Below are 20,316 nucleotides of genomic sequence, written 5' to 3' on the forward strand. Positions count from 1 at the left end.
AGCACACCCGATCGGCTGTTTCGCCAGCAGTACGCGCGGGATTACACCGACGAAACACCGACGTGGACCCGCAGCCCGCCGTCGGCACGCGGCACGACCGTCAACGCCCAGCCGTGCGCGCGTGCGACCGCGGCGACGATCGACAGTCCGAGCCCACTGTGCCGGTGCGTCCCGCCTGTGCCGCCACGTCGGAAGGGCTCGAGCAGACCGGCCACGTCCTCCGGTGCGACCACCGGCCCGGAGTTCTCGACGGTCAGTCCGTCGGCGTCGACCAGCACCGCCACGAAGCCGCCCGGCTCGTTGTACTCGATCGCGTTGTCGACGAGGTTGGCGAGGAGCTGACGGACGAGCGTCGGCTCGCCTCGGACCGGATGCGCGGGACCGCCTGGAGGCGCGGTGCCGGTCCGGCAGGCCAGCGTCACGTCCGCCCGTCGGGCCGCGGCGAGGGCGCCGTGGGTCACGTCGTCCGCGATGGTCGCCAGGTCGAGGTCCGTCGTGCGGTCGTCGAGGCCACGGTCCGCCTCGGCGAGCACGAGGAGGCTCTCGACGAGGTGCTCCGTCCGACGGTTCTGTTCGAGGAGCTCCTCGCGTGCGGCGACCACCTCGGCCGGGGACGCGCCGTCGGGGAGTCCGATCTGGAGCGCTGCACGTTGGACCGCGAGCGGCGTGCGGAGTTCGTGCGACGCCTGCGCGACGAACCGCCGCTGGCTCTCGAACGCCGTGTCGAGCCGGTCCAGCAACGCGTCGATGGTCCGCGACAGCCGACGGAGTTCGTCGTCCGGCCCGTCCAGGTCGATGCGTTCGTGCAGATTCGACGCCGAGATGCGGGTCGTCGTCTCGGTGATCCGGTCGATCGGGCCGAGCATCCGGCGGCTGACCAGCCATCCGACACCCCCGGCCAGGACCCCCGCGGCCACGATGCCGACCGCGGACCACTGCCACTGCAGGACGGCGACGTCGGCGGCGATCCGCAGGGTCGCCGGCTCGCCCTCCTGCTCCCCCGGGTCGAACGGCGTCGCCGTCGTACCGGGCGTCGCCGGGTCGAAGGGTGTCGCCGTCGCGTGCGGTGTCACGGTGCCGTCGGGCGGTCCCACCGGCAGCTCGGGGACGGAGCGCGCGAACGACTGCTGCGACGCGAGGTTCACGAACACCAGCACCGCCGCGGTCAGCACCATCGACGCGCCCGCGAACGCCAGGGCCGTGCGGACCCGGATGCTGAGGGAGCGGGTCACAGCGCGTAGCCCGCGCCGGGGACCGTCCGGATCGGGTCCGGGTCGCCGAGCTTCCGGCGGAGCTTCGACATCGTCACCCGCACCGCGGCGGTGAACGGGTCGATGTTCATGTCCCACACCTTCTCGAGCAGTTCCTCGGCGGAGACGACCCGCCCGTCCGCGCGGAGCAGGGTCTCGAGGACGCCCAGCTCCTTGGCGGTGAGGTCGAGCGGCCGACCGTCCCGTGTGGCGATCCGCCGGTTCGTGTCGACCAGGAGCCCCGCGCGTTCCAGCACGGGGGCGACCGGTGCGACGGACCGACGCCCGAGCGCCCGGACACGTGCGACGAGTTCGGGGTACTCGAACGGCTTCGTGAGGTAGTCGTCGGCGCCGAGCTCGAGGCCGTGGACCCGGTCGGTCAGGGTCGACGCGGCGGTGAGCATCAGGATCCGGGTGACCGATCCGCGCTCGGCGAGCCGCCGGGCCACCTCGTCCCCGTGCATCCCCGGGACGTCACGGTCGAGCACCACGACGTCGTAGGCGTTGACCGCGAGCAGCTCGTCGGCGTCGTCGCCACGGTGCACGACGTCGACCGCCATGTCCTGCCGGGTCAACCCCTTCGCGACGAGTTCGGCGAGCGCCACCTCGTCGTCCACCACGAGGACGCGCATGCACGCAGCCTAGGCGTCGTGCGGATCGAGCGTCACTGTACCGGCGTGCTCGTCGATGTGGACGACGAACGAGGGGCCCGGTCCAGCGGGGCCGGTGACGGTGGTGAGGGGAACGGTGTCGACACTGAGGTGCTCCATGCATCCAGCATGTCGGACGCAGTGTTTCAGTGGTGTAACGATCAGCGAGATGGTCAGGCGTCGAACGGCACCTCGCCGTGGTCGCTCACGCCGGCACGCTGCCGGTAGGCCAGGTGCCCACCGAGGTACCCGCCGACGCCGACCACCGTGAGCCCGGCGAACCCGAGGAGCTTCCCGGCGCCGTGGTTCCCACGCTTGCGCTGCATCCAGGACAGCCCGTAGAGCGAGATGCCGACCCAGTTCACCGCCTGGTGCACCCACCCCGTCCGGAGCTGCTCGCGGTCGAGCTCCGACCAGTCGACGTACCCGGCCACGCTCGCGCTCCCGGAGGACACGAGCCCGACCCCGACGAGGGTCTTCGCGGCCTTCGCGTTCCCCTTCCCGCCGATCAGGTCGAGGACCGCGGCGGAGATCCACGCGCCGAGCGGGACCTGCACCATGAGCGGGTGCAGCGGGTGTCCGAACGGCACGCCGTGCAGCAGCTGGCGGAGCGCCTTCGGCTTCGCGAGGGCGCGGACGACGGAGCGGTCGATGTCGACGGCCGTGTCGAGCACGCTCGCGTGCTCGACGGCGTCGGTGAGGCGACGGATCGCGCGGATCTCAGGCATGCCTTGCAGCCAACACCCTGGAGGCCCGTCACCGGTCTCAGGAACCGGTGACGGGCCTCTCCCCACCGGCACGGGCCCGGGCCTGGCGTCACGGACGTTCGCACCCCCGTACGAACATCGCGCCCCGTCACATCGGGGCGCGATGTTCGCGTCGGGGCGCGAATCCGACTACTCCTCGACGATCTCCGCCAGTTCGAAGGGCTCGACCGTCAGCTCGTCGCCGCCTGCGGCGACGTCCACGCGGACGGTGTCGCCGTCCCGGACGTCACCCGACAGGATCGCCCGCGCGAGGCGGTCGTCGATCTGCCGCTGCATGAGTCGGCGGAGCGGCCGCGCGCCGTACACCGGGTCGTACCCGCGTTCGGCGAGCCAGGCCCGGGCGTCCGGGGTGACCGCCAGCTCGAGCCGACGGTCCGTCAGCCGACGCGCGAGTCGGTCGACGTACAGCGAGACGATCTGGCCGAGGTCCTCCTCCGTGAGCGCCTGGAACACGACGATGTCGTCGAGTCGGTTGATGAACTCGGGGCGGAAGGCCTGCTGCACGAGCTCCCGGACCGCCTCGTCACGCTGGACGTCGGTGAGCGACTGGTCCGTCATGAACTGCGAGCCGAGGTTCGACGTCAGGATGAGGATCGTGTTCCGGAAGTCCACCGTCCGGCCCTGCCCGTCGGTCAGGCGACCGTCGTCGAGGACCTGCAGCAGCACGTCGAACACCTCGGGGTGCGCCTTCTCGATCTCGTCGAGCAGCACCACGGAGTACGGGCGCCGCCGGACGGTCTCGGTGAGCTGCCCGCCGGCCTCGTACCCGACGTACCCGGGCGGGGCGCCGATGAGCCGCGCGACCGAGTGCTTCTCGCCGTACTCGCTCATGTCGATGCGGACGAGGGCCTTCTCGTCGTCGAACAGGAACTCGGCGAGCGCCTTGGCCAGTTCGGTCTTGCCGACACCGGTGGGGCCGAGGAACAGGAACGAGCCCGTCGGACGGTCCGGGTCGGAGATGCCCGCGCGGGTGCGACGGACAGCCTCGGACACGGTGCTCACGGCGGAGCGCTGCCCGATGATCCGGCGACCCAGTTCGTTCTCCAGGTGCAGCAGCTTCTCGGTCTCGCCCTGGAGCAGCCGCCCCAGCGGAATGCCCGTCCACTGCGCGATCACGGCGGCGATGTCCTCGTCGGTGACACTGTCGTTGACCATCCGGTCGGTGGACCCGGCTCGTTCGGCAGCGGCGAGCTCCGCTTCGATGCGCGGCTTCTCGGCGTACTCGAGCCGCGACACGGTGGCGTAGTCGGCTTCGCGCTGCGCCCGCTGGCTGCGCATGTTGAGGTCGTCGAGCTGCTGCTTGAGCTCACCGATCCGGTTGAGGCTCGCGCGCTCGGCCTGCCAGCGCTGCTCGAGCGCGGCGAGGCGTTCCTCACGCGTGTGCAGCTCGTTCCGGAGGGTCTCGAGGCGGGCCTTCGAGGCGTCGTCCTTCTCCTGCTTGAGCGCGAACTCCTCGACACGCAACCGGTCGACGTTCCGCTTCAACTCGTCGATCTCGACCGGGCTGGAGTCGATCTCCATGCGGAGTCGGCTCGCTGCCTCGTCGATGAGGTCGATCGCCTTGTCCGGCAGCTGTCGCCCGGAGATGTACCGGTTCGACAGGCTTGCCGCAGCCACGAGGGCGGAGTCGTTGATCGACACCTTGTGGTGCGCCTCGTACCGCTCCTTGAGCCCGCGGAGGATCGCCACGGCGTCCTCGACGCTGGGCTCCCCCACGTAGACCTGCTGGAAGCGGCGCTCGAGTGCGGCGTCCTTCTCGATGTACTCGCGGTACTCGTCGAGGGTCGTCGCGCCGATGAGTCGCAGTTCGCCACGGGCCAGCATCGGCTTGAGCATGTTCGACGCGGCGACGGAGCCCTCGCCACCGCCGGCACCCATGAGGGTGTGCAGCTCGTCGATGAACGTGATGACCTGGCCGTCGGAGTCGTTGATCTCCTTGAGCACGGCCTTGAGCCGCTCCTCGAACTCGCCGCGGTACTTCGCGCCGGCGATGAGGGCGGAGATGTCGAGCGACACGAGTCGCTTGTCCTTGAGGGAGTCGGCGACGTCGCCCGCGACGATGCGCTGCGCGAGGCCCTCGACGACGGCGGTCTTGCCGACGCCGGGTTCCCCGATGAGCACGGGGTTGTTCTTGGTGCGGCGTGTCAGCACCTGGCTGACGCGCCGGATCTCGGCGTCGCGGCCGATCACCGGGTCGAGCTTGCCGCTCCGGGCGATCGCCGTGAGGTCGACGCCGTACTGCTCGAGGGCGGTCTTCTGTCGCTCTTGCGAGTCAGGAGCACCCTGGAGGTTCGCCATGCGTTCCGTCCTTTCGTCACGGTGTGCGTGTACTTGAGTCTACTCCACTCAACTTACGTACGCGGCGGCGCATTCCGGATTCCGACGGCACTCACCACAGCGCCGGCGAGCAGGAGCAGCGCCATCACGATCACGGCTCGGTGGAACCCCGCCGTGCTCATGCCGCCACCGAGCACGATGCCCGCGAGCGCGACCATCACGAGGCTCGCGATCCGCGCGATCGCGTTGTTCACGGCCGACCCCACGCCGGCCTCGTTCTCCGGCACCGACCCGAGCACGGCACTCGTCAGCGGCGTCACCATGAGGGAGATCCCGACGCCGACCAGCACCAGCCCGGGCAGGATCGACCACCAGTACGCCCGTGGGTCATCTCCGGCGAGCACCATCAACACGGCACCGATCGCTCCGACTGCGGGCCCGGCTGCCATGAACCACCGCGGTCCGTACTTGCCGGCGAAGGCGCCGACGGTCGTCGAGAGCGCCAGGAGCAGCAGCGTCGGCGGCAGTGTGGCGACGCCGGCGAGCCAGGCGGGGAGACGCCAGACCTCCTGCAGGAACAGCGTCACCACGAAGCCGACCATCCCGAGGGCGCCGTAGATCGAGAGCGTCGCCAGGTTCCCGACGGTGAAGTTCCGCGCCCGGAACAGTGCGAGCGGCACGAGGGGCGCACCGGTCGTCCGGGTCACCCGGAGCTCCCACGGCACGAACGCCACGAGCGCCGCGGCCCCGACCACGAGGGCAGCGACCACCACCGGGGACCCCCACCCGAGCCGCTCCTGCTCGATCAACCCGAGGACGACCCCACCGACGCCGAGCACCGCCAGCACCGCCCCCACGACGTCGATCCGCGGCCGGTGCTCGTGCCGGACGTCACCCGTGATCCGGAGCACGAGCGGGATCGTCACCGCGATCGGGATCGCCGTGAGCACGAAGATCCACCGCCAGCCCAGACCGTCGACGATGAGCCCACCGACCACCGGCCCGACGATCACGGCAGCGCTCGACCACGCCGTCCACGAACCGATCGCCTTCGACTGCGCAGCTCCTCGGTACGCCGCCACGATGAGCGCGAGCGAACTCGGGGTCACGAGCGCTCCGCCGACACCCTGCAGGGCCCGGGACACGATGAGGACCTCGCCCGTCGGAGCTGCGGCACAGGCGATCGAGGCCACCCCGAAGACGACGAGACCCCACGTGATGATGCGCACCCGGCCGAACACGTCCGACAGCGACCCCGCCACGAGGATGAGCGAACCGAGCGTGACCATGTACGCGTCGACGACCCACTGCTGCACGACGAGCCCGCCACCGAGCTCCTGTCGAATCGCCGGGAGCGCGACGTTCACGACGCTCGCGTCCAGCCCGACCACGAACGAGGCCAGGATCGCCACGACCAGCACGATGCGCCGGTCGTCCCGGAGCGGCGCGGTGGTCATGTGCTCATCCTCCACCCGCGAGTCGCACCTCGCACCGTGCGAGGTCGACCCGCCCAGCGTGCGACGTTCCGCGCAACGTGCGAGGGGCGCGGCGTCCCACACTCGTCGGAACCTCGCACACTGCGGACGCCCGCGCCGCCCGCGCCGCCCGCGCACGACGAAGCCCCCGCGACCGGAGTGGTCGCGGGGGCTGCCGACAGGACGGGGCTGGGTCCTAGTTCCTGTGGTCCGAGTTCGGCTGCACCGACGGGCCGGGGTTCACGACCGGCTGCGCGACGGGCGCCGCGGGCTCAGCCGCGGCGGTGTTCATGCGCTCAGCCTGCACGCCAGCATCGGTGCCCTTGGCCTTCTTGTCGTCGTCGCCCATCTCCTTCTTGAAGATGTTGATCGACTGTCCGAGACCCTTGGCGAGCGCCGGGAGCTTGGTCGCGCCGAACAGCAGGATGACGATCCCGAGGATGATCAGCAGGTGTACGCCACCGAGGTTTCCGAGCATCATGACTCCTTGAATCTGGGTCTGGTCGCCGTCTCCGTGTCACCGTCGACGCGTGCGGCGGAAGTCCGTCGTCCGACCATCGTAACTCGCACACCCCGGGAAGCCCAGGCCGGGCACCCGAACGGACACCGTTCGCACAGGCAGCGGGAGGATCGGGAGCGAGTCAGTACGCCCCGCGAGAGCGAAGAACGGACGGGATCGTGCGCGCCAGGATCACGACGTCGTGCACGAAGGACCAGTTCTCGACGTAGTGCAGGTCGAGCCGGACGCCCTCGGCCCAGTCGAGGTCCGAGCGACCGCTGACCTGCCAGAGTCCGGTGATGCCCGGGGTCACCAGGAGGCGGCGGTCGGCGAAGTCCTCGTACAGGGCGACCTCGCGCGGGAGTGCGGGGCGCGGGCCGACCAGGCTCATCGACCCGGTCAGCACGTTCCACAGCTGCGGGAGTTCGTCGAGCGACGTCTTGCGGAGCAACGACCCGACCCGGGTCACCCGCGGGTCGTCCTTCATCTTGAACAGGGGTCCGGCACCCTCGTTCGCCTGCGCGAGGGCGGCCATGCGGGCTTCGGCGTCGACGCACATCGTCCGGAACTTGAGGATCGAGAACTCCCGCCCACCGCGCCCCACGCGCGTCTGCCGGAAGAACACCGGCCCGCGGTCGTCAGCGCGGATAACGAGCGCGATGACCCCGAACACCGGTGCGAGGAGCAGCAGGCCGATGCCCGCACCGACGACGTCGAGCGCACGCTTGCCGACCCGGCGACGGTAGTCGGGCGTCTCGACGTGCATGAGCGGCAGGCCGTCGACCGGCCGTTCGTGCACGCGTCCGGCGGCGATGTCGGCGAGGGGAGAGGAGACGACGAGCTCGACGCCGTGCTCCTCGAGCTGCCAACCGAGTCGACGGAGCCGCTCGTGGCCACCGGAGACTGCTCCTGCGACGACCACGGCGGAGACACCCTCCGAGCGTGCGCGGTCGAGCACGGCATCGACACCGTCGAGCACCGGTGCGCTCGCGTCACCGAGGTCGACGACCGAACCGCGCGCCGCACAGTCGGTGATGACGGCACGCACGCGGTACCCCGCCGCCGGAGTCAACGCGATCCGTCGTCCGACGTAGCGGACGTCCTCCAGGTCACCGACGAGCAGGACGTCCTGCAGGCCTTCGCCACCCAGCCGCCGACGTGCGAGCGCGGTGCGGACCCCCTTCCGTCCGATCGCGAGCAGCACGAGCCCGAGCGGGAAGGCGATCGCGACGTAGCCACGGGCGATGTCGGCCTGGACAGCGTAGGCGACCGCTGCGACCGACGCGACGGCCACGAGGCTGGCCGTGACGAGCCGCCGGTACTCGTCGCCACCGACGCCGATGATCCGTGGATCCCGGGTGCGGAACACCGACAGCAGGACCATCCACGCGGCGATCAGCACCGGGGCGACGACGACCTCGGTCCACCCGGTACCGATCGAGCCGGCGGGGAGTTCGCCGGGGAACCGGACGACGTGGGCCACGGCGAACGCCGCGACCAGCAAGACGAGGTCGAGGAGGACGAGGCCGACGGAGTCGATGCGACGACGTCGACGGTTCGTGGCGACCGCAGGCCTGGTCGCGGGGACGGCGGGGGTCCGCAGTGTGAGTGACATGGGAGCCCTTCGGTCGGCCTCCGGGCGGGGACACCGACCGGGTACCGCACGCCGCTCAACGACCGCAGTACCGCATCAATATATCACTATGGTGTTTCGTATATCAAACGCCGAGGACGCGGTCGAGGGTCCACAGGACCGTGGCATCGACCAGCGCAGCGATGTCCGCCGTCGTCACCCCGTGCAACCGGAAGGACACCCGCTCCCCCGGCAGCAGCGTCATGAACCCGCGGTCCACGGTGCCCGCCGGCGCGACGCGGTCCGGCTGGACGAGCAGGTCCCGGACGAGCGACTCCGCCTCGACCACGAGTTCGACCCCGTCGTCGCCCACCGGCTCGAACGACGTCCGGTACTGCGCCGGCTGCCACCGCATGTCCTTGTCCGGCGCCGGCGTCCAGACCGCACGGCGCCAGTCCATGTCCGCCACGACGATCTCGTTCGTCGGGTCGTCCACCACGCCGACGGACTCGGGCAGGGACACCACGGCGACCCCGGCGGCGGAGAGGTGGACGGGGAGCGTGACCTCGGCGAGCACACTGCCGGACAGGGCGATCCGCCGCACGCGCACGACGCTGTCGAGACCGGGACGGGTGGAGCGGACCGCGACCTCGATCGGCGCGTTCCCGAAGGCACCCGGCGACACCCCGAGGGAGCCAGCCCCCGGCACCTCGAGCGACAGCGTGTCCGACAGGTCGCCGGAGCCGGCCGTCTCGCTGTCGGAGGCCGGCGACGCGGGGCGATCCGCGCCTCCAGTCCGACTCACCGACGCCGAGAACGACGTGACCGGCCGGATCGTCAGCAGCACGTCGTCGTAGAGCCGGCGCAGCTCGTGCGCCAGCGGCTTCAGCCGCCCCGCCGAGTCGATCGCCGACCACGAGGACACCGGCCACAGGTCGTTCAGCTGCCAGACCACGACCCCGGTGTTACGGGGCCAGTGCGTCCGCCAGTGCTCCACGCCCGTCGCGATCGCTCTCGCCTGCTGGAGCTGCGTCAGGTAGTGCCACTCGTCGAAATCGTGCGGCGAGACCGAGCCGAACCGCGGCGCGAGCCCCCGAGCGAGCTTCCCCATGCCATCCGCGGCCTTCTGGTGGTGGACCACACCGGGCGAATCGACGGCTAAAGGCGAGTCACGCACGGCATCGCGAAGGGTGCGCCACGCGGGCGGCGCCTGCCACCCGAACTCGGAGACGAACCGCGGCACGGAGTCACGGTAGTGGTCGTCGGACAGGCGGTTCCAGACGTCCCACGAGTGGTGCGTCTCGTGGTCGACGTCGTTCGCGAACAGCGACTCGTCGCCCGACCACGGCGATGCGACCGTGTAGAAGCGGGACGGGTCCACGGCGTCGACGATCGTCGGCAGCAGGTCGAGGTAGTAGTCGAGGCCCCAGCCGCGGTCCCCGAGGTCGTCCCCCCAGTTGTCGACGCCGTGCAGCCAGATGTTCTCGTTGTTGCCGTTCCAGACCACCAGGGACGGGTGCCGCGACAGGCGTGCGACGTTGTCCCGGGCCTCGGCGATGACCTCGCTGCGGATCGGCTCGCCCTCGGGGTAGGCGGAGCAGGCGAACGGGAAGTCCTGCCAGACGAGCAGCCCGAGTTCGTCGCAGACCTCGTAGAAGTCGTTCGACTCGTAGACGCCGCCGCCCCAGACGCGCACGAGGTTGACGTTGAGGTCGACGGCTGCGTCGAGTCGAGAGGACACCCGCGAGCGGTCGACCCGCGACACGATGACGTCGTCCGGGATCCAGTTCACGCCACGCACGTCGATGAGTGTGCCGTTGACGTGCACGTTGAACGGCTTGCCGATCTCGTCCGCGCCCGTGTCGATCCGCGTCGACCGGAAGCCGGTGCGGAAGGTGTTCCGGTCGAGCACCTCGCCGTCGACGGTCTGCAGCTCGACGACCACGTCGTACAGGGCTTGCTCGCCGTACCCCCGCGGCCACCAGCGCTGCACGTCGGGCACGCGGACGGTGACCACGGTCTCGTCGTCCTTCGGCGTGAGCTGCGCGCGGGACCGCTGACGCGTCGCCGTCCCCTCGGCGGTCTCGCCGCTCACCGTCACGACGAGCACGAGGTCGTCGTCCTCGCCGTCCTGGTCGAGATCGTTCAGCCCCGAGCGCTCGACCGTGAGATGCGCGTCGAGCACACCTTCGCCCGCCTCCACGTCGACCAGCGGTCGGACCTCGCGCAGTCGCGCGGTCGACCACCGCTCGATCGCGATCGGTCGCCACGGGCCGCTCGTCACCGCGGTCAGGCCCCAGTCCCAGCCAAAGTTCGAGGCCATCTTCCGGATGTACGGGAACGGCTCGTCGTACGGTCCGGGCATGCTGCCGGCCTTCGCCGCGACACGACCGGCTTCGCGGTAGGGCGATTCGAACAGGACCTCGAGGGTCTTGCTGCCGCGGCCGACCCCGCCGGTCTGGTCGCGCGCGTCGAAGCGGTAGCGCCGGTGCATGTTCCGGGTGGTGCCCACGACCACGCCGTCGAGGCTCAGCTCCGCCACCGTGTCGAGCCCGTCGCACACCAGGTCGACGCGTTCGAAACCCTTCGCGTCGACGTCGACCGTCCGCCGGTACGCCCAGTCCGCGCGGCCGACCCACTTGCCGGCGTCCTCGTTCCGGTCGAACGTCGGGTCCGCCAGCAGACCCTCGCGTTCCAGGTCGGTGTGCACCTGCCCCGGTACGGTCGCCGGGATCGTGCGGCCAGCGACACCGTCCGGAGCGCCGGTTCCTCCGACCATGGTCACGGTCCAGTCGTCGCGGAGTTCCTCGCGTTCGAGGGTCATGCGGGTCCTTCTCTGGGCGGACAGGGTGTCGTCCACCTCGGTCGGGACGCCGGCCGGTGGCCCGCCCCGTGGCCGGTTCTTCGGCCTGGAGGCGCGGCACCGGTTGGCCGGGCGTCGTCGCGTTCGCGCGCGCGGACGCTGGTGCGGACGCGCGTGGGGGTGCTCGGCGATGCTAGTACGGGGAGCTTGCACGGTTCCGAGTGGCAGGCTGGAATGCGTGATCACAGTTGCTCTCGCCGCGGCCCTGCGTGACGCCGGACTCCGCTGGCACCCCACGACCGGGGACCGGTTCGTCATCGACAAGCCCGGCGTCGACGACGACGTCTACACGGTGTCGGAGATGACCGTCGAACGCCACGACTACCCGTCCGGCACCGTGCTCGGGTTCAACGGGACGACCGAGTGGGCGCTCGACTCCGTCGACGCCGCCGAGTCGTTGTGGCTCCCGCGCGAGGACCAGCTGCGGGATCTGCTCGGGCCGGCCTTCGTCTCGCTGACCAAGAGCGGGTCGGACTTCGTCGTGACCGCGGTGGTCGGCGGCACCTCGCAGGAGTTCGGCGCGCCCGGTGCGGCGGACGCGTACGGCGGGGCGCTGCACGCGTACATCCGGTCCGCGCTGGACTGACACGACGCGCGCCGTCGCCGTCTCGCAGTTGCACGGAGGGCCCGGCCGGCATCGCCGGTCGGGCCCTCCTGCGTCTTCCGCAGCGGATCAGGCGCGGTGACGGCCGTGCTCGGCACGCCGGCGCCGGATCCAGACCAGGAGTACCAGACCCGCGAGCAGGAGGACGATCCCGGACGGGAGCGCCACCTGGACGACCTCGGACCCGGTGAACGCGAGTTCGAGCGGAGCCGCCTCGGCACGCAGGGTGGTGCGGTACTCGTTCGAGAACACCCACGTCGGCTGCACGGCGGTCGCGGTGCGCATCGACCGGGTCTGCCCGACCGTCGCCGCACCCGGCGATTCCGTCGTGTCGCCGTCGGCGCGCGGCACCTGCGCGGTCAGCTGGCCGGTCAGGACGACGGTTCCCTTCGCAGCCTCCGCTGCGGAGACGACGTGCGGACGCTGCGTGACGGCGGTCGTCCGCGCGCCCGGCTCGAGCGCGGTGTCCTCGACGGTCACCGCCGGCAGCTCGGCAGCGGCGCGGAGGTCGCGGACGTCCAGGTTCCCGGTGTTGACCACCGTGAAGCGGACCCACACCTCGGTCCCCGGGTGCAGCGCGCGGTCACGGTCCACGGCGACGAACGCACCCGTCGCGTCGCGCACGACCGCTTCGCCGGACAGGTCGAGCGAGCTCGCAGCCGCGAGGCCGACGGTGACCTCGTCGCGATCGGAGACGGTCGCGCCGCCGGGAGCGGTCGCCTCGACCACCGCGGCGACGGTCACGCCGCCGTGGTCGACGTCCGCCTGGGTGAGGACGTACTCGGGGACCGTGCAGTCCTCATGCGCACCCGGCGCGGTGTCGGTGGGCGCGCAGGCGACGGGCAGGTCGGCCAGCTCGACGATCTCGGCGTGCGTTCCGGACAGGGTGACGTTGCCCGTGTTCGTCGTCCGCACCGCGACCGACACACGGTCACCGGCCTGCGGGACGTCGTGCTCCGACGCGGCCAGGTGCGCGACGACGGTCAGTTCGATCCCGGGCTCGCGCTCGATGTCCGTACCGGCCTCAGCGTCGGCCGTCACCGTCGTGCCGTCCGAGCCGGTCGCGGAAGCGACCAGGGTGAACGAGACCTTGCCGGCATCGACCTCCTGCTGGGTGAGACGGTGTGCTGCGACGGTGCACTCGGTGCGGGCGCCGGGTGCGAGTTCGGCGTCGGCGCAGGTGACCGTCATGTCGTCCCGACCCGTGACCAGCGCGGACGGATCGCGCACGGTCACGTTGCCGGTGTTCTCGACCGTGAGGGTGACCCGAGCGGCGTCGCCGGCGTGCACGGTGCCGTCGTGGTCGACCGCGGCGATCGCGGTGGCACGGATGGCGGGTGCCCGGACGATGTCGAGCGTGGTCGCACCGTTCGCCTCGGCGCGCTGCCGGTCGGCGCCGGTGGCGGCGACGTCCACGGGGAACCGGACCGCGCCGGCGTCCACCTCGGCCTGGGTCAGCGTCACGGAGGACACCTCGCACGTCACCGAGTCGCCGGGAGCGAGCTCGTCGGTCGGGCAGGAGACGGTCAGGTCGTCGCGGTCGGTCACGTGGGCACGGACACCGGTCACCGTGACGTTGCCCGTGTTCCGCACCGTGATCGACACCGTCGCGGTGTCACCGGCGAGCGGCACCTCGTGCTCGGTCGGGTCGAGCACGCTCGTCGCCGACGTCTCGACGGCCGCGGTCCGAGCAAGCTCGACGGAAGCGCTGTCCTTGCCGGTGGCCTCGCGTCCGCCGGGGCCGGAGGCCGTAGCGGTCACGGCGAAGTCCACCGAGCCGTGGTCGATCTCGGCCTGCGTCAGGTCGTGGTCCTCGATGGTGCAGTCTCGCTCCGCTCCCGGTGCGAGGGCTCCCGTCGGGCAGCTGATCGTGCTGTCACGCCCGTCGAGCGATGCGGCGACGTCGTTCAGCGTGCTGTTGCCGGTGTTCCGGACGGTCAGGCCGAGCGCGACGTGGTCGCCGACCTCGGGGGCTTCTCCCGGTGCGGCCAGCGATGCGGAGAGGGTGGCACCGAGGGCGCTGCGCTGCTCGAGCTCGACCGACGCCGAGTCCGTCGACCGGACCGGCTGCCCGGACGGAGCGGTGGCCTGCATCTGCGCCTCGGACGTCACCGAGCCACGGTCGATGTCCGCCTGGGTGACGACGTGGTCGGGGACGACGCACTCGGTCGTCTCGCCCGGCGCGAGCGGACCGGTGGGGCAGACGATCCCGGCGTCCGGGCGTCCGTCGACGGACCCGGCGACGTCGGTGAGCGTGACGTTGCCGGTGTTCCGCACCTGGACCGTCCTGGTGACGACGTCACCCGGGGCCGGGCTCTTCCCCTCGGCGCGCAGCGCAGCGGAGAGGGTGGAGGAGAGGGACGGCGCCTGCACGACGGTGTCCTGGGACGCGCGAGCGTCTGCTCGCACGGGCGCACCGGCGACGTCGGTCGCAGTGACGTTCGCGGCGAACGCGACCGAGCCGGCGTCGACGTCGGCTTGGGTGACCGTGTACGCACCGGTGACCTCGCAGTCCACCGAGGCACCCGGCGCCAGCGACTGCACGTCGCACTGCACCGAGAACTCCGGACGGCCCGGCAGGGTGACGGCGACGTCCCGGACCGACGTGTTGCCGGAGTTGCGGACCGTCGCGGTCAGCTGCACCTCGTCGCCGACACCGGGGCGACCGTCGGCCTGGGGCGCGATCACGAGCGCCACTGCGGCGGCGCTCTCGGTCGCCTCGACGCGTGCGGACGCCGTGCCGGCCACCGGAACCCCGAGACGGGAGAGGGCACCGACCTCGACGGTGTCCTCGATCGCGCCGGAGTCCACGTCCGCCTGCGTCACGTCGCGTGGCGTCGTCGAGCACTCGGTCGAGGCTCCCGGAGCGAGCGTGGCGACGTCGCAGCTGAACGCGCCCTGGTCACCAGACAGTTCCAGCGCACGGACCGCGACGTTGCCCTGGTTCTCGACGCGGGTGACGAACGCGATCTGCTCGCCCAGGTCGGCGATGTCGTCGCCGTTGCCGCCGCTCAGGACGCCGCGCTCGGACACGCCGAGGACGTTGCGCTCCGGCTGGAACGTCACGCTCGCGGCGGTCGGCAGGTCGACACCCACGTGCTGGGTCACGTCGTCGCCGGTGATCGTGTACGTGCCGGCCGTGGTCGCGCGGACGTCGAAGGAGACCGTGCAGTCCGCGGCGTCGATGGCGAGGTCACCGGCGACCGAGACGTCCGTGGCTCCGGGCTCGACCGTCGTGTCGGCTCCGGTGCAGGTCGTCTGGAGCTTCGGGTCGCTCGCGACCGTCAGCCCCTCGGGCAGGCGTTCGGCGAAGGACCAGCCCGGCTTCGAGCCGCGCTCGGACGTGTTCACGACCGAGACGGTCATGCGAGCGGTGTCGCCGACGATGGGGCTGCCGTCGAACGCGTTGGCGAGCGTCGGCGTCGAGTCGACGATCGTGACGCGGTCGATCGCACCATCGTTGCCGCTGTACGAGGACTGCTCGTTGCGCAGGCGCCAGCGCAGGGCGTCCCCGGAGAACAGCACGCCGCCGCTGGAGACGAACTCGCCGCCGCGGTAGCTGGCTCCGTTCACGGTGAACGCCTGCGAGCGAGGGTCGGTGCACGGGTCGATCGCCCGCTCGGACACCGGGTGTTCCGTGTCTCCGTCGACCAGCAGGAAGTTGAGCAGCGGATGCGTGTAGCCGACGCAGGCTCCGGCGGCGGCGCTCACCCCGAAGGAGACGAACCGCCCCGTCGAGCCGAGGGAGAACGCATCACGGGACTCGACCTGCACCGCGTTGCGGGGAAGGTTCCGGGAGGACGTCCAGGCGCTCACCGCATGGTTGGTACGGGGGTCGTTCCCGGTGATCCGCCCGAGCACGTCACTGAGGTTGCGAAGGTCCGCGTTGGCCGTGCACGCAGCGACGTTCGAGCTCGTCGCACTGGTGATGATCCCGTTGCACTCCGATGCGTCGATCCACGCCGGGTCTGCGGTGTACCGCTCACCCTCTGCACCGACGTACTGGTCCAGCATGATCGGCGTGGTCGCGACGTCGTGCTCGAAGTCCTCGACGAACAGGACGCGAGGCCCGTCGAAGACGTCGTTCGAGCGAGGCGCAGCGGCGGTGGCAGACGGGGCAGCCGCCGCGATCCCCGGTGCACCAAAGGGTACGGCGATGGCGGCGATCACCCCGACCGCGATCGCGGGCAGGGACAGGTTCCAACGGGAACGCGGCAAGAGGAACTCCGAGGTCGAGCGACAGTGGCACACCAGTATGTTGGATTCCAGTAGGCGGGGCAAATCGTCGGCGCGCCCGGCTGGGTGTTCCCGGAATGACCCTCGGGGGCCGTTTGGTTGCATGGCACCATGACCGTTCCGAACATCACCCTCAACGACGGCAAGACCATCCCGCAGCTCGGCTTCGGCGTCTTCCAGATCGAGCCCGAGAACACCAAGGAAGCGACGCTGACCGCACTCGAGGTCGGGTACCGCCACATCGACACCGCCGAGATGTACGGCAACGAGAAGGAGGTCGGCGAGGCCATCGCCGAGTCCGGCATCCCTCGCGAGGAGATCTTCGTCACCTCGAAGCTCAACAACGGGTTCCACGAGCCCGACGCCGCGCTCGAGAACGGGAAGAAGTCGGCCGACCTGCTCGGCGGCTACACCGACCTGTTCCTCATCCACTGGCCGATCGCCACCGTGATCGACTTCGTCCCCACGTGGAAGTCGATGGAGGAGCTCTACCGCGGCGGCATCGCCCGGTCGATCGGCGTGAGCAACTTCCAGGCGCACCACCTCAACCGGCTCGCCGCCGAGACCACGATCACCCCGGCCGTGAACCAGATCGAGGTGCACCCGTACCTCACGCAGGACGAACTCCGCGCGTACGGCCGCGAGCACGGCATCGCGACCGAGGCCTGGTCCCCGATCGCCCAGGGCCTCGTGCTCGACGACGAGACCATCACCCGCATCGCAGGCGCCGTCGGCAAGTCCCCGGCCCAGGTCGTCCTCCGCTGGCACATCCAGCGCGGCGACATCGTCTTCCCGAAGTCGGTGACGAAAGCACGCGTGCAGGAGAACTTCGACATCTTCGACTTCGAGCTCTCCGACGGCGACATGACCGACATCTCGTCACTCGACAAGAGCCACCGCACGGGGCCGGACCCGGACACGTTCGACTACGTCCCGGCGTGATCGACACACGACGCCCCCGCGACCTGTGGTCGCGGGGGCGTCGTGTCGCCTGGACCTACCCCTCGCGTCGGGGGGCGACAGCCGTGAACGTGCGTGTGGCCGTTCGCGTCGGCTCGGAGTCCGTGTCCGCCCCGGGGGCGAAGTACTCGACGAAGAGCGAGTAGTCCTGGTCTCGCAACTCGGCCGTTCCCGTCCACCTGCCGTCGTCGTCGACCGTGAGCTCACCACCTCTGGTGACGAGACGGTCCTTCGTCGAGTAGTTCCACACCTTGACGATCCCGCCGGTTGCGCCGTCGCCGGAGACGGTGGCCTCGCCGTTGCGGTCCGATTGGCGGAAGTTCGACAACGTCACGGTCTCCCCTTCGGCCGGCGCTGCAACCGAGAACGGTCGATCGGTGCTGGCTTCGGGCTTGATGAAGACGTGTCGGGTCGATTCGACAGTTCGCTGCCCGGGAACCGTGTACTCGACGTGCAGGAAGTACTCGCCGTTCCGGTTGTTCAACGAGCCTGCGGCCTTCCACATGCCGTGCGCGTCCACGGTGGCCCGCGCGACGACACGGTCCTTCGAGGCGTAGTTCCAGATCACGACTTTCGCACCGGTGGCCCCGACGCCCTCGAAGTCGACTGATCCCGTCGGCGTGATCACGGTCGAATCCTCAGCCGGGGAGTCGAACGCGAAGGGACGGTCCTGCCCGTCCCGTGCCTTGACGAGCAGGACGCGCGTCCGCTCCCGCGGCCCCTCACCCGGAACCCGGTACTCGACGTGGAGCTCGTACCGCGTGTCTTCGTTGTTCAGCGTCGCAGCGATCGTCCACGTGCCGTCCTGTCCGACTGCGGTCGTGCCGACGAGACGGTCTTTCGATCGGCTGTTCCAGATGGACACCTCGGTCCCGGTGGTCCCGACACCGGAGATGTCGACGCGCTTGTCCGGCGCGACCACCTCGGAGTCGTTCGGCGGAGTCAGGATCGCGAACGGCTGGGACACTCCCGGGTCCGCCGCTTCGAGTGTCAGGTGGTACACACCCAGGACCGGTTCGGCCCCTTGCGGCGTGTAGACGGTGTCGAGCGAATAGGCGACACCGAAGTTGAGGTCACTGCCGAGCTGCGACCAGGTACCGTCCGCGAGCACGAAGGTGTCGATGATCGCACGAGGCGAGGGCGTCTGCGTCAGGACCTGCACCCGCGCTCCGGGAGCGCCGGTGCCTGAGAAGACCACGCGCTTGGAGTCCGTCCGCACCGTGGAACCGTCCGCCGGCGATGCGATCACGAGCGGCGCGGCGGACACCGGCTCGACCGTGACGGCGGACGTGCCGTCGACGGAGAACGACCCAGCGGACGCCGTCCCGGTGACGGACCACCTGATCGCGGAGCGTTCGATCATGGTGTCGGCCGGGGTGTCCACGAGCACCCGCCAGCGGTACTGTTCGCCGACCTCGTAACGACCGGATGTCGCGGCCAGGTCGAACGTGATGGTGCGACCGCCGTTGGACAGCGCACCGTTCCGCAACTGCAGTGGGGCGTAGCCCTTCCAGGCGCCGGTGTCACCCTGCCGGCACTCGCCGTCGGCGGTCGTCTGGGGTGCGAAGGTCAACCCGACCGGGGCGTCGAAGGAGACCTTTCCCGTCAGACTCGTCTGCGCCGCGTCGTTCTCGATGATCAGAGGGACCTCCGTCCGTGATCCACGCCGGAGCTCGGTCGACGGTACCGACCCAGCCGAGATCCCACCGTTCTCGACGGACGGCGCAGGGATCGTGACCGGCGTGCGGCCATCGACCTTCGAGTTTCCAGCGCTCGTCGAACCGGAGAACGAGTACCCCAGCTGCGCCGCTCCCTCGTCCGCGTCGCCGGGTGCGACCTTGACGGCCCACCGGAACAGCTCGTCCGGGATGCCGCTGCCGGTCTTCGTGTCGATGTTGTACGACAGCGTGGTCCTGTCTGCCGACAGCGTGCCGTCGGTCAGTGTCAGGCTCGGGGACGTCTTCCACTCCGACTCGCCGGGAAGTCGGTACTCGCCCGTCACCGTCTGCTGCCCGTCCGCGAACGTGGTGCCCCTCGGAGCCGTGAGGGTGAACGTCCCCTTGACCTGGTCGGCTGAGCCAGTGAAGCGCACGCCGAAGAAGACGTCGCTGACGGTCCCGCGCACGAGGTCGACTGGCGGCCCGTCGTGCGCGACGAGGCCCCCGTTGTCGATGGGATCGAACGCGCTGACGTCCCCGGCGAGGCGCAGGCCCGTCCCACCGAACCCCATCTGGTAGTGGTACCCGCCTCCCGGCCACGGGTTCGCGGTCGTGAAGACCCGCCCGACGGCTCCACGGCTCTTGTTGACCAGGCGGCCGGCGTCGTTCAGCTGCCATCGCTGGGCGTCGACGTCCGAGCAGGAGACGAATCCGGGAACCTCGGCGCCCGAGCTGCCGTACCCGAAACTCGCGAGTGTCCGGACGCCGAGGCACTGGCTCCCGGAGGTGAGTGTGAACCACCCGGGGGTGCTGCTCGCCCTGACCGTCACGGAGTACGGCTCGTAGTACCCGGTGGCCGCCGCCGCCGAAGCGTAGGAGGCGTACGACCTGGTGGAATTGCCCTCCTTCGACGCGGCGATCGGCTTCGACGTCCGGTACTGGGTGCCGTCCTCGAACACCAAGGGGATGCTGGCAGCGGGCCCGGATGTCGTCGCGGAGGCGGGGACGCCGGCACTCATGCCGGACAGGATCGTTGCGGCGACGACGAGGCTCGCGCCTGCGGCCGGAGCGACGCGCGGTTATGGAATATCAATGGAAAATTCAAGACGTTGCCGCGAACAAGGCCCCTGTCACCGGCGAGTCGGGTGACAGGGGCCCTGGTGTGTTCAGTTGGGCAGGGTGTTACTTGGTGGGTGCGACCGTGGTGAAGGTGCGGGTCAGGACCTCGGTCGGTTCGCCGTCGAGGTCGGCACCCGGGGCGAAGTACTCGATGTAGGGCGAGTAGGACATGTTCCCGGCGAACTCGCCGACACCGGACCAGTTCCCGTTGCCGTCAACGGTCAGGATCGCGTTGTTCTTGATCACGATCCGGTTCTTCGACACGTAGTTCCAGACCTTGACCTTGCCGCCGGTCTCACCCGTGCCGGCAACGATCGTGGACCCGTTGTTGTCCGACGCCCGGTAGTCATCCAGCGTCACCGCGGATCCCTCGGCCGGGGTGCCG

Annotated in this window: 14 protein-coding genes; 2 read left to right on the forward strand and 12 right to left on the reverse strand. The window is 70.4% G+C overall.

The features are described from left to right. Nucleotides 1-41 precede the first annotated feature (41 nt). From FS532_RS15780 to FS532_RS15815, 9 genes are all read right to left on the reverse strand, one after another. Nucleotides 42-1,232: a sensor histidine kinase gene (locus FS532_RS15780; protein WP_144756412.1), complete on the reverse strand. Its 1,191-nt coding sequence runs from the start codon at nucleotides 1,230-1,232 to the stop codon at nucleotides 42-44. After that, nucleotides 1,229-1,882 (reverse strand): response regulator transcription factor, encoded by a 654-nt coding sequence (locus tag FS532_RS15785; RefSeq protein WP_144756414.1) that lies wholly within the window; start codon nucleotides 1,880-1,882, stop codon nucleotides 1,229-1,231. Before FS532_RS15785 ends, FS532_RS15780 begins: the two co-directional genes overlap by 4 nt. A gap of 9 nt (nucleotides 1,883-1,891) precedes the next feature. Further along, nucleotides 1,892-2,020, reverse strand: a complete 129-nt coding sequence (locus FS532_RS19085; RefSeq protein ID WP_260852769.1) for a hypothetical protein — start codon at nucleotides 2,018-2,020, stop codon at nucleotides 1,892-1,894. A gap of 53 nt (nucleotides 2,021-2,073) precedes the next feature. Beyond that, a complete protein-coding gene (locus tag FS532_RS15790) occupies nucleotides 2,074-2,628 on the reverse strand; it encodes a DUF2231 domain-containing protein (RefSeq protein ID WP_144756416.1) in 555 nt (184 codons plus the stop codon). 168 nt (nucleotides 2,629-2,796) lie between these two features. After that, nucleotides 2,797-4,965 carry an ATP-dependent Clp protease ATP-binding subunit gene (locus FS532_RS15795; protein ID WP_079238047.1) on the reverse strand — a complete coding sequence of 723 codons (2,169 nt, stop codon included), beginning with the start codon at nucleotides 4,963-4,965 and terminating at the stop codon, nucleotides 2,797-2,799. 53 nt (nucleotides 4,966-5,018) lie between these two features. Beyond that, on the reverse strand, nucleotides 5,019-6,401 hold the full coding sequence (locus FS532_RS15800) for an MFS transporter (RefSeq protein WP_144756418.1): 1,383 nt from the start codon (nucleotides 6,399-6,401) through the stop codon (nucleotides 5,019-5,021). Between the two features lie 214 nt (nucleotides 6,402-6,615). Continuing rightward, nucleotides 6,616-6,900, reverse strand: a complete 285-nt coding sequence (tatA, locus tag FS532_RS15805) for a twin-arginine translocase TatA/TatE family subunit (RefSeq protein ID WP_440130722.1) — start codon at nucleotides 6,898-6,900, stop codon at nucleotides 6,616-6,618. Nucleotides 6,901-7,060: 160 nt separating this feature from the next. Further along, a complete protein-coding gene (locus FS532_RS15810; RefSeq protein WP_144756420.1) occupies nucleotides 7,061-8,533 on the reverse strand; it encodes a sugar transferase in 1,473 nt (490 codons plus the stop codon). A 103-nt stretch (nucleotides 8,534-8,636) separates the two neighbouring features. Beyond that, nucleotides 8,637-11,315, reverse strand: a complete 2,679-nt coding sequence (locus FS532_RS15815; protein WP_186322086.1) for a glycoside hydrolase family 2 protein — start codon at nucleotides 11,313-11,315, stop codon at nucleotides 8,637-8,639. A gap of 217 nt (nucleotides 11,316-11,532) precedes the next feature. Between FS532_RS15815 and FS532_RS15820 the strand changes: the two genes are divergently transcribed. After that, nucleotides 11,533-11,940 carry a pilus assembly protein CpaE gene (locus FS532_RS15820; protein ID WP_144756424.1) on the forward strand — a complete coding sequence of 136 codons (408 nt, stop codon included), beginning with the start codon at nucleotides 11,533-11,535 and terminating at the stop codon, nucleotides 11,938-11,940. Nucleotides 11,941-12,027: 87 nt separating this feature from the next. On the opposite strand, the gene FS532_RS15825 is transcribed toward FS532_RS15820, so the two are convergent. Beyond that, nucleotides 12,028-16,176, reverse strand: coding sequence for a DUF7507 domain-containing protein (locus FS532_RS15825; RefSeq protein WP_144756426.1), 4,149 nt, complete (start codon nucleotides 16,174-16,176; stop codon nucleotides 12,028-12,030). A 129-nt stretch (nucleotides 16,177-16,305) separates the two neighbouring features. Here FS532_RS15825 and FS532_RS15830 point away from each other — a divergent pair, with 129 nt between their 5' ends. Then, nucleotides 16,306-17,136 carry an aldo/keto reductase gene (locus FS532_RS15830; protein WP_144756427.1) on the forward strand — a complete coding sequence of 277 codons (831 nt, stop codon included), beginning with the start codon at nucleotides 16,306-16,308 and terminating at the stop codon, nucleotides 17,134-17,136. Nucleotides 17,137-17,191: 55 nt separating this feature from the next. On the opposite strand, the gene FS532_RS15835 is transcribed toward FS532_RS15830, so the two are convergent. Together FS532_RS15835 and FS532_RS15840 are read right to left on the reverse strand one after the other, a co-directional pair. Beyond that, nucleotides 17,192-19,831, reverse strand: coding sequence for a hypothetical protein (locus FS532_RS15835; protein ID WP_144756429.1), 2,640 nt, complete (start codon nucleotides 19,829-19,831; stop codon nucleotides 17,192-17,194). A 163-nt stretch (nucleotides 19,832-19,994) separates the two neighbouring features. Next, the coding region (locus FS532_RS15840) for a hypothetical protein (protein ID WP_222122005.1) at nucleotides 19,995-20,316 on the reverse strand (322 nt) is incomplete at its 5' end.

Origin of the sequence: Curtobacterium pusillum (assembly GCF_007673235.1) — a bacterium.
Taxonomy (GTDB): domain Bacteria; phylum Actinomycetota; class Actinomycetes; order Actinomycetales; family Microbacteriaceae; genus Curtobacterium; species Curtobacterium pusillum_C.

Coding starts and splice junctions, on each gene's coding strand:
- FS532_RS15830 (WP_144756427.1), top strand. CDS start 16,306: ATGACCGTTCCGAACATCACCCTCAACGACGGCAAGACCATCCCGCAG.
- FS532_RS15785 (WP_144756414.1), bottom strand. CDS start 1,882: ATGCGCGTCCTCGTGGTGGACGACGAGGTGGCGCTCGCCGAACTCGTC.
- FS532_RS15835 (WP_144756429.1), bottom strand. CDS start 19,831: ATGAGTGCCGGCGTCCCCGCCTCCGCGACGACATCCGGGCCCGCTGCC.
- FS532_RS15800 (WP_144756418.1), bottom strand. CDS start 6,401: ATGACCACCGCGCCGCTCCGGGACGACCGGCGCATCGTGCTGGTCGTG.
- FS532_RS19085 (WP_260852769.1), bottom strand. CDS start 2,020: ATGGAGCACCTCAGTGTCGACACCGTTCCCCTCACCACCGTCACCGGC.
- FS532_RS15795 (WP_079238047.1), bottom strand. CDS start 4,965: ATGGCGAACCTCCAGGGTGCTCCTGACTCGCAAGAGCGACAGAAGACC.
- tatA (WP_440130722.1), bottom strand. CDS start 6,900: ATGATGCTCGGAAACCTCGGTGGCGTACACCTGCTGATCATCCTCGGG.
- FS532_RS15790 (WP_144756416.1), bottom strand. CDS start 2,628: ATGCCTGAGATCCGCGCGATCCGTCGCCTCACCGACGCCGTCGAGCAC.
- FS532_RS15815 (WP_186322086.1), bottom strand. CDS start 11,315: ATGACCCTCGAACGCGAGGAACTCCGCGACGACTGGACCGTGACCATG.
- FS532_RS15810 (WP_144756420.1), bottom strand. CDS start 8,533: ATGTCACTCACACTGCGGACCCCCGCCGTCCCCGCGACCAGGCCTGCG.